Below are 10,762 nucleotides of genomic sequence, written 5' to 3'. Positions count from 1 at the left end.
TTCCATTCGGTTTCCAGCTTGTCGATGGCCAGGCCCTTGAACAGCCCGTGCTCGCCGCGGAAATAATACTTCAGCGTGGAGACGAGCAGCGACTTTCCGAAGCGCCGCGGCCGGCTCAGGAAGTAGATGGTGCCCTGTGTCGCCATGTCGTAGACGAGGTCAGTCTTGTCCACATAGACGAAACCGTCTTCTCTTATTTTCTTGAAGTCTTGTATTCCGATGGGGTATTTCATGTTGTTGCGGCTTGATTGTACTTTTGCAAACTTACGTATTTTTTCTGGATTAGCCGCTGATCGCGGCAGAAAAAAGGGTTTCCCGTCCAAACATTTCGTGCTGGCCGCACGGGTTGCGACGTTTGGCAGCGGGCAGACGGACGCGGTATTTCTTTTTTTGATTTTAACCTTTGATAAATGATTTTTGGGCAAAAAGGCACGCAAAAATGCTAATTTTCGTATAATTGCCGTTTGGTTGTTTAAACTAATGTTATTAATTTTGCAGCTTAGAACGACCTGAAGACGCTGCATGCGCCGCCTATCCAATCGATTAAAACAAACAAAACAACAATAACTAAGAACGATTTATGAAAAAGCTCTTCGTATGTCTCTCTCTCATCTGCGTGGGACTGATGACTTCCTGCGTGGACAAGAACGAGGAAGTGGATGAAGACAACAAGCCCGCGTGGCTCGGAGGAAGCATCTATGAAGCGTTGAAGAACCCGGACTCCAAGTACCTCACGGGCACGTTTGCCACGTACCTGCGGCTGGTTGACGACCTGGGCTACGGCTCTACGCTCTCGCGCACCGGCAGCAAGACGGTGTTCCCGGCCAATGACGAGGCTTTCCAGCGTTTCTTCCAGAGCAACGCCTGGGGCGTGACGAGCTACGAACAGCTCACCGTGGCGCAGAAGAAACTGCTGCTCTACAGCTCCATGCTCGACAATGCACTGCTGGTAAGCATGCTCTCCAACGTGTCGAGCGGGCCGGCCTCGGTGGAGGACGGGCTGGCGCTGAAGCACCAGACCTCGGTGAGCGTCGCCGACACCGTGACCCATCTCTATGGAGCCACGCAGATGCCAAAGAACAACGGCTGGTGGACACCTTATTATAATAAGGGCATTGACCTTGTGCAGGACGGAACCCGGCCCATGATGGTGCACTTTACGCGGGAGCAAATGGTGAACAACAACATCACCACGGCCGGCGACGGCTCCGACTTCGAGATTCTTACCGGCGAACGCTACGATGCCGACAACGCCTCGGCCTATATCTTCAACGACAAGATCATCAATCAAGACGTGACTTGCCAGAACGGCTACATCCACCAGTTGCAGGACGTGCTCGTGCCGCCGGGCAACATGGCCGACGTGTTGCGCCGCGCGCCCGAGACCTCGATCTTCAGCCGTATGGTGGACTATTATGCCGCGCCCTACTTCAACCAGACCGTCACCAACAACTACAACGACTGGGCCGTGGCCAACAACGCCGCACTGATCGACTCCATCTTCGAGCTGCGCTACGTGAGTTCGCGTTCGCAGGGCGGCTCGCTCACCGTCGATCCCGGCAACAATGCCCTGGGCAACGGCCGCTACCTGAAGTACGATCTGGGCTGGAACCAGTATTATCCCGCCCATGCCAACACCTCGGGCATCGACTACAGCATCACAGATATGGGCGCAATCTTTGCCCCTGACGACGATGCCGTGAGGAAATACTTCCTGCCCGGAGGCCCCGGAGCCTACCTCATCGACATCTATGGCAAGCAATCCAACACGGAAGACAACCTGCTCGAGAACCTCGATTCCATGCAAATGGCCAATCCTGCCATCATTACGGCCTTCATCCGCAACCTGCAACAGAGCTCGTTTGTGGAGACAGTGCCCAGCAAATTCCCGACCATCATCAACGATGCCTCCGAGAACATGGGCATGTCAACCCGTCTGCTGCGCCGGACGGGCGACAAATACGACATCAAGATAGCCAACAACGGTGTCGTTTATGTGACCAACGAGATGATTGCCCCCGACGAATACCGGGCCGTACTGGCCCCCTCGTCGTCGTATCCAGACATGTATGTGATGAACTGGGCCATTCAGGACAGCAAGGTGCTGCGGGTGGACTTCAAGTATTACCTGCTGGCCATGAGCGCCACCTACGGTCTCTTCCTGCCCGACGACGAGGCTTTCGGCCATTATTACATCGACCCCACCTCGCTCAAGAACGCCAATCCCCGCGCCCTGCGCTTCTACAAGTTCGTCACCAATCCCAAGAGCGGGGCCGCCGAACTGCGCTGCGACGTGCACCGCTACAACCCGGCGACGGGCGAAGTGGGCGCTGACGTGATAGAGACCGTGCGCTACAACTCGGCCGCCACGGCCAAGTACACCAGCCAATTGGTCGACATTCTGAACTATCACACCCTGTTGTTGCCCGACGGCGAGACCATCGGCCGGAACCATTACTACCAGACCAAGCACGGCGGTGAGGTCTACGTGAGCGGCAACGGCGTGGGCGCCACCGTGGGAACAGGCGCCCAGGTGGATGCCGACGCCAAGCTGACCCCGGCCCGCATCGAGGTGGACTACACCGAAGCCAACGGCCATGCTTACCGTATGGACCGTGTGATTCAGGCCCCGCAGAAGAGCGTGAGTCGCATTTTGCAGGACAATGCGCAGTTCTCCGACTTCTACGAGCTCTGCGCCGGCTTCGCTGCCGCCGATGTATTGCTCAAGGCCGGCATCTCCGACGCCCAGAACAGCTTCGGCACCACCGAGCAGGACCAGTATCTTGTCTTCACTTCGACCTACGGAACAGGCAGCAATCAGGTGAAGAACGCCTGTCTGGACGAGAACGTAAAGATGTTCAACACCTACAACTACACGCTCTACGCCCCCGACAATGCCGCCATGCAGGTGGCCTATGCCCACGGATTGCCGCGCTGGAGCGACATTCAAGCCGCGCTGGCCCCCTATGAGTCGGCCGAGGATGTGCCGGCCGCCGTGGCCGCCGCAGCCAAGCAACAGATCAAGGCCATCCGCAGTTTCTGCCGCTACCACTTCCAGAGCGGCTCGGTCTATGCCGACAACACGGTGGCCGCCGACACCTACGAGAGCCTCTGCACCAACAGTCTGGGCATGGCCGAACAGTATGCCGTCTCGGGCGGCAACGGCCGAATCAGCATCGTCGACGGCGCGGGGCAGAGCCACAGCGTGGACGGCGGCGAGGGCCGCATGGTGAATCAGATGACCCGCGACTACTGGTTCGACCGCGAACGCACGTCGGCCAGTGCCATCATCACCTCGTCGTTCTGTGCCGTGCACGAGCTCTCCACGCCGCTCTTCCTCTACAAGGACGCCGCCGGCAACCCCTCCTGGGACGCCGACGTGGTGGCCGCCAATGCCGCTGCAGCCAAGCGAATGGCCGCCAAGGGCAGACAAACGAACAACAAACGCTAAAGGCTAACATAGATTAGAACACAGAATATGTCCAAGAAAAGAATATACGTAGCGGTTGTGCTGGCCGGCATGTCCACGGGACTGTTTGCCCAAAGCAGGCGCATCAGCGGTACCGTGAGCGACCCGCAGGGGCCGGTGATGATGGCCAACGTGACCGAACGCGACGCCAACAACCGTATCGTCTCGGCCGCCCAGACCGACATCAACGGCAACTTCTCGATGGAAGTGAAGAGCCCCAAGAACAAACTCGTTATCACCTACGTGGGCGACAAGACCAAAACGGTGAAGATTGGCGACGCCGAAACCTTTGAAGTGATGCTCGAGCCCGACGACCACACCCTCACGGAAGTGGTTGTCAAGGGCGCCCGCACCTCGTCGGGCGGCCTGTTCATCCCCAAGCGCGAGGTGTCGGTCTCGCAGCAAACATTCAATATGGACGCAGTGGAGGGCATGTCGTTCACCTCGGCCGACGAAGCCCTGCAGGGCGAAATAGCCGGTTTGGACATCGTGGCCAACTCGGGCAACCTGGGTTCGGGCACCACCATGCGCCTGCGCGGCGTGACGACCATCAACGGAAACGCCGAGCCCCTCATCGTGGTCGACGACAAAATCTTCGACAATCCCGACGAGACTTTCGACTTTGCCAACGCCAACGAGGAGCAATACGCCTCGCTGCTCTCGGTCAACGTGGAAGACATTGCCAGCATCACTGTGCTCAAGGACGCCGCAGCCACGGCCATTTGGGGCGCCAACGGTGCCAATGGCGTGATTCAAATCACCACGAAGCGCGGCTCACGCGGCAAGACGCGCGTGAATTTCTCCTACAAGTTCACCGGCACATGGCAGCCCGACGGCTACAAACTGCTCAACGGCGACGACTATACCATGATGCTCAAGGAGGAATTTTACAACCCTTCGCAGAAAGGAACGGCCACCACTAACATCGCAGAGCTGAACTATGACCAGAGTTGGGCCGAGTATGAAAACTGGAACAACAACACCGACTGGGTGAAGGCCGTGAAGCAGTTCGGGCAGATGCACTCCTACAACCTCAACCTCACGGGCGGCGGCCAGCGTGCGCAGTTCCGCATTTCGGCCGGCTACGACCACCAGACGGGCTCGATCATCAAGCAGAAGCTCGACCGTTTCTCCACCCGGCTGGTGCTGGACTACAGCGTGTCCGAGCGTATCAAGTTCTCCACCAACTTCGCACTCACCTACACCGGAAACGATGAAAACTATGCGGGACTGCTGGGCATTGCCCAGAAGCTCTCGCCCAACATGAGCATTTACCGGCAGAAAGCCGACGGCACCGACACCGGCGAGTACTACATCATGAACCCATCGGGCAACGCGACAGGCACGCTCAATCCCTACACGGGCAACTACTCGTCCTACGAAATGCGCAACATTCGCGGGCTGGGCAACCCCGTTGCCATTGCCAACCTGGCCTGGAAGAAAGACCAGACCTACCGCATCACGCCCGACTTTGCCATCAAGTACGAGCTGTTGGGCACCGGGTCCGATCAGCACCGCCTCACGTTCAACGGCCGTGTGGACTTCGACATCTACGCCCGCAGCGTGCCCACCTACTGCCCCGCGGCTCTCAGCACCGACGCCTGGACCTCTGCTTCGTACAATGCGAGCGCCAACACCGAGAGCAACCGCTTCAAGATGGGCGGCCGCGTGGAGCTGGTCTACACGCCCTACTTCCGCAACAAGGACCTCTCGGCCATGATGCTGGCCCGCTATGAAATGAGCACTTCCAAGAGCAACGGCCAGTCCATCGAGATGAACCGCCTGCCCGACGGCATCACTTCGCCCACCGCCCCCGGCGACTTGCGCAAGATGAACAGCAGCAACGGCCGCAGCAACTCGCAGAATTGGATATACGAATTTCACGGAGCCTACAAGGGACGCTACATCACCACCGTGTCGCTGCGGGCCGACGGCAACTCCAAATTCGGCCCGAAAAACAAGTGGGCCTACTTCCCCGGCGTGTCGCTGCGCTACAATGTCATCGACGAAGGGTTCATGAAGAGCCTGCGCTCGTGGCTCTCCATGGCCGCCCTGCGCGCCACTTGGGGCATGGTGGGCAAGGCCCCCGACGCCGACTACCTGTTCTATTCCACCTACAACACCAGCGCCGGATACTATGGCCGCGGCAGCTCCTCGCAGGCGGCGGCCAGCATCGACGGCCTGAAGCTCGACGACCTGCGCTGGGAAAAGACCACGTCGGTGAACCTGGGCTTCAACCTCGGCTTCCTCAACGACAGGATAGAAGTGGACTTCGATTGGTATCACAAGGACACGAAAGACCTGCTGCAAAAGAGCGTTACCATCCCCTCGACCACGGGCTACGGCTCCGTGGCCTATGCCAACGTGGGCGCCATGACCAACGATGGCTGGGAACTGAACGTCAACAGCCGCGACATCATCAAGGCCGGCAAGTTCTCGATGAGCGCGGGTGTCAACTTCGCGCAGAACTACAACGAGATCAAGGAGATGGACAAGCGCGTGCTCGATGCCGTCAACTCCAAGTGGACGGCCACCTCGCGCGGCAACCTCGACAAGGCCACGCCCGTCTATCTGAACCGCGTGCAGGTGGGCCACGCCCTGGGCTCCATCTACGGATTCCGCTACAAGGGCGTCTACCAGTACAGCTACGAGTACCTGCAGAACCACCAGAAGGAGAACCATCTCACGCCCGCCGCCTACGAAAACTGGATCAACGAGCAGCTGGCGGCCGGCCACACGTTCCCCGTGGCCGTGGGCAGCGACGGCAAGGTCATCATGACCAGCAACGGCGAGCCCCAGCATTTGGTCTACAACTACGACTCCGGCTCGTCCACCTACACGTTCCAGGGCGGCGATGCCATCTACGAAGACATCAACCACGACGGCCAGGTCAACGCCCTCGACATCGTGTACCTGGGCAACTCGCTGCCCAAACTGCAGGGCGGTTTCAACTTCTCGTTCCGCTACGGGCAGTGGAGCCTCAAGACGCGCTTTGCCTATCGCTTCGGCAACAAGGTGGTGAACGGCGCGCGCTGGGCCCTGCAGGCCATGTCCACCACGTACAACCAGACCGCGGCCGTGAACTATCGCTGGCGCAAGAACGGCGACGTCACCCCCATGCCGCGCGCCCTCTACGTGGACGGCTCCTCTGCAGCCTACAACTATCAGGGCTCCAGCCGCTACGTGGAGGACGGCTCGTTCGTGCGATTCAACAACCTGCAGCTGGCCTACAACTTCGACAAGAAGACCGTCAAACGGTGGGGACTGAACAATCTGCAGCTCTATCTGAGCGTGAACAACCTCTGGCTCTGGACCAAATACAGCGGCACCGACCCCGAAATTTCCACCGGCGGATGGGGCATTGCCACCGACAGCTCGCAGACTCCGCGGGCCAAATCCTTCACCGCCAGCATCAACATTGGATTCTAAACCAGCAGACAACGTATGAACAACATAGCTAAACACATCAAGAAAATGGGAAAAACGTGCCGCGTCTGCCTGTTTTTCCTCTTGCCTTTAAGCCTTATTGGCTGCGTGGATACGGTGCTTTTGCCCGACGATAAGACCGTGGACGAAGACTTCTGGAAGACTAAAGCCGACGTCAGCGAGATGGTGACGGGTGCCTATCGGTCGATGCTCGCCACGTCGGTCATCAACAATCTCATCGTGTGGGGCGACTTCCGGTCGGACGAACTCGTGCCCGTGAGCTCACCCACGCAGACCGCCCTCACCGAGCTCAGCGCCGTGAACGTGCAGACTACCAACGCCTACGCCAACTGGTCGTCGCTCTACAGCGTCATCAACAACTGTAACATCGTGCTCAGTCGGGCCGGTGGTGTGATGGCCATCGACCCCTCCTACACCGACGGCGACTACCAGGTCGACCGCTCGCAGATGCTCGCCCTGCGTGCCCTCTGCTACTTCTACCTGGTGCGCAACTTCCGTGACGTGCCCTATTCGGCCCATGCCTACATGAACAGCTCCGAGCCGATGAACCTCTACCAGAGTGCGCCCGACAGCGTGCTGCAGCTCTGCATCAACGACTTGCAGGAGGCCGAGCGCAACGCCCTCGACCCCACGGCATACACCGACTGGCGCAGCAAGGGGCTCATCAACCGCGACGCCATCGACGCCCTCCTGGCCGACATCTACCTGTGGCGGGCCAGCGTGGCCCACTCGGCCGCCGACTACGGGCAGTGCGTGGCCTACTGCGACAAGGTGATAGCCTCCAAACGGGCCGCCCACCAGCCCGGACGCAACGAGACCGTGCCCAAGGAGTATCCCCTGGCCGACGGCAACCAGGCCTTCGCCGACCTGTTCATCACGCAGAATGCCGAGGAGAGCATCTTCGAGTTGCAGCTCGACGGCGCCAACAACAGCAACACCGCCCTGTGCCAGATGCTGTACAAGTATGCCAGCAACAGCTCCACCACGGGCTACCTCAAGGCCTCGACGCTCTTCGGCCAGAACGGCGTCGTCTACGTAAACAACAATGCCGCCAAGAACTCCGACTACCGCTACTGGCAGAATGTCTACGCCGTGGGCAGCGGCGCAGAGTCGTTCGACGTGCGCAAGATGATTTCCACCACCGTGCCCGGCACCGGCGACCCCTCCAGCCGGGGGGCCTATGCCCGCGAGGAGAGGGCCTACACGCATTTTGCCCAGAACTACATCTTCTACCGTCTGTCCGACGTCATGCTGATGAAGGCCGAGGCCATGACCCAGCTTGCCGCCGACGACAACGACGTGCAGCTGCGTCAGGCGTTCAACATCGTGCAGTACGTGAACAGCCGTTCCCTCTACTCCGGCAGCCTTTCGTCCGACTCGCTCAAGTGGTCATACTACAATTCCAAGTCTGGCATGGAGTCGCTCGTGCTCAACGAGCGGCTGCGCGAACTCAGCTTCGAGGGCAAGCGGTGGTACGACCTCCTGCGCTACAACTACCGTCATGTAGCCGGCGTGGACTACACCACCACGCTGTACCGGCAGGAAGCCGAGGGCCGCGCCCGCGTGAGAAACAGCCAGGACATGCTCAACCTTGTGGTACGCAAGTATGCCTCGGGCGGCCAGGCCGCCGCGTCCAAGATGCGCACCGAGCCCCAACTCTACATGCCCGTCTACCAAAGCGAGATGGAAGTGAACCCCAACCTGCGGCAGAACCCCGCCTACGGCTCGGGCAAGGACTACACCAAGAACTATTAATCAGGAGGAAAACCAGATATGACCAACAACATTTTCAAGATAGGACTGGGACTTGTGGCCGTGGCCCTGACCTTGGGCGCCTGCAACAGGGAGCCCGACGAGTCCAACCTTTACACCTTTACAGGCCAGACGGTGGGGAGCTTCGTCGCCGCCGACAGCAACCTCACGGCGTTCAGCTACATCCTGAAGCGCACCGGGCTCGACCGCAACATGGCCACCTACGGCCAGTACACCTGCTATGCCCCGACCAATGCCGCCGTGCAAGCCTACATCGACAGCCTCTGGAACGACAAGGAAGCCGTGGTGGAACACAACGGCATGACCGCCAACACGCTCGAGGGACTGACCGATTCGCTCTGCACCGACATCGCCAAGTACCACCTTACCAACGGTCTTTACAGCATCATCGCCATGGGCGGCTCCGGCGCCACCATCACCACCATGCTCGGGCGGCCCATCTCTTCGTCGGTCGACTCGCTGGGACGCACCGTGCTCAACAGCACGGCCACCATCGTGAGCGAGGACAACGAGGTGACCAACGGCCTGGTGCAGGTGGTCGACCGCGTGGTGCCGCGCACCTCGCGCATGCTCGGTCCCACCCTGCAGCGGCTCAAGGACTACTCCATTTTCTATGAGGCCCTGCACCGCACAGGCCTTGTCGACTCCGTGGAGCAGAGCACCAAGGGCGTCACCTACACCAAGGACTACGACCATACCGACACCAACGGCGACAATCTGCTCACGCCCACGGAGTGCAAGGTGGGCTACACCATCTTTGCCGAGACCGACGCCGTGATGAAAGCCAACGGCATCAACTCGTTCGACGACCTCGTGGCCTATGCCAATCGGGTCTATGGCGGGGCCGCGGCCTGGTACGACTATCCTCGCGAGAAAGGCATCGCCGTGAGCACCGGCACCGACTATACCAACCGCTTCAACGCCCTGAACATGTTCGTGGCCTACCACATCCTCTACGTGTCGATGGCCCAGGACCAGATGGTGTTCGAGGACAAGCCCGGCGTGCCCGCCGGCACCGACAAGTGGAACTACGTGAACGGCGGCGAGCCCTACGACTACTATGAGACCATGCTGCCCCACACGCTGATGAAAATCTGGGAGCCACAGCCCGGCAAGACGCTCTACATCAACCGCTGGGTGCTCAACAACACGCTCACCGACGAGGTGGGAACGCGCGGCTCTGCCGCTATGCACCCCGTGAGGCACCCCGGCATCGTCATCGAACGAACCGACATCACCGCCTACAACGGCTACATACACCCCATCAAGGGCATGCTGGTCTACGACGAGCACGTGCCCAACGGCACGCTCAACGAGCGCGTGCGCCTCGACGCCGAGACGTTCCTCGAGGAGCTTATCAACAATGGCTTCCGCAATATGTACGCCAATGAGATCAGCGCCCTCAACGGAGGGGGCTCCGGTGCACGCGTGGCTTACCCCGTGAACTACTTCAACGACGTCATCTGCTACAACGGAAACTCCACCAAACTGCGCACCAACGTGCGCGGAGACTACCGTGCCTATCAGGCCGACACGTTCCAGGGCTGGGGCCAGTACGACCTCGCCGTGCGCCTTCCATCCATGCCTTCGGGCCTCTACGAGTTCCGTTTGTTCTACTCTCCCATGGGCCACGGCGGCATGATGCAGTTCTATTGGGGCAAGTCTAAGAACGTACAGACCATGAATGCCCTGAGCATCCCGCTCGATGTACGCATCGGAGCCGACGACCCGCGCATTGGTTGGACGCCTTTCTACAACGAGGACGACCGCGGCATAGCCACCGACGAGGCTATGCACAACCGCGGCTACATGCGCGGCCCGTTCAGCTTCTGCGGCCATCCCGGCGACGACGGCGACCAGTCCACCACCAAAAACTGCCGCGGCGACGGCGTGGTGACGCTGCGCCGGGTGCTCGGACGCGTCAACGTCAAGCAGAGCGACGAGTTCTGGTTCCGCTTCAAAAGCGTCATCAACGACGACTCCGACCTGAAGTGGCAGCTCGACTTCGTGGAGTTCGTGCCGGTCAACATCGTTGACAACGACCAGTACAGCGAAGACTGGTACTAATTCATA

Annotated in this window: 5 protein-coding genes; 4 read left to right on the top strand and 1 reads right to left on the bottom strand. The window is 59.7% G+C overall.

Annotation, left to right across the window (positions count from 1 at the left end; all coding sequences use genetic code 11):
• A partial coding sequence (locus L888_RS0112940) for an AAA family ATPase (protein WP_027953200.1) occupies window positions 1-233 on the bottom strand: 233 nt, incomplete at its 3' end.
• 347 nt (window positions 234-580) lie between these two features.
• On the opposite strand from L888_RS0112940, the gene L888_RS0112930 reads away from it, so the two are divergent.
• Genes L888_RS0112930 through L888_RS0112915 form a run of 4 tightly spaced genes read left to right on the top strand, consistent with a single transcriptional unit; the run spans window position 581 to window position 10,756 of the window.
• Complete coding sequence (locus L888_RS0112930) at window positions 581-3,451, top strand: fasciclin domain-containing protein (protein ID WP_027953198.1); 2,871 nt, start codon at window positions 581-583, stop codon at window positions 3,449-3,451.
• A 27-nt stretch (window positions 3,452-3,478) separates the two neighbouring features.
• Complete coding sequence (locus tag L888_RS0112925) at window positions 3,479-6,898, top strand: SusC/RagA family TonB-linked outer membrane protein (RefSeq protein WP_027953197.1); 3,420 nt, start codon at window positions 3,479-3,481, stop codon at window positions 6,896-6,898.
• Window positions 6,899-6,913: 15 nt separating this feature from the next.
• Window positions 6,914-8,671, top strand: coding sequence for a RagB/SusD family nutrient uptake outer membrane protein (locus L888_RS0112920; protein ID WP_027953196.1), 1,758 nt, complete (start codon window positions 6,914-6,916; stop codon window positions 8,669-8,671).
• An 18-nt stretch (window positions 8,672-8,689) separates the two neighbouring features.
• On the top strand, window positions 8,690-10,756 hold the full coding sequence (locus tag L888_RS0112915) for a fasciclin domain-containing protein (RefSeq protein WP_027953195.1): 2,067 nt from the start codon (window positions 8,690-8,692) through the stop codon (window positions 10,754-10,756).
• Window positions 10,757-10,762: the final 6 nt, after the last annotated feature.

It is taken from the genome of Hallella seregens ATCC 51272 (assembly GCF_000518545.1).
Taxonomy (GTDB): domain Bacteria; phylum Bacteroidota; class Bacteroidia; order Bacteroidales; family Bacteroidaceae; genus Prevotella; species Prevotella seregens.
The sequence above is the reverse complement of the archived record's forward strand: the minus strand, read 5'-3'. Positions and strand labels throughout refer to the sequence as shown.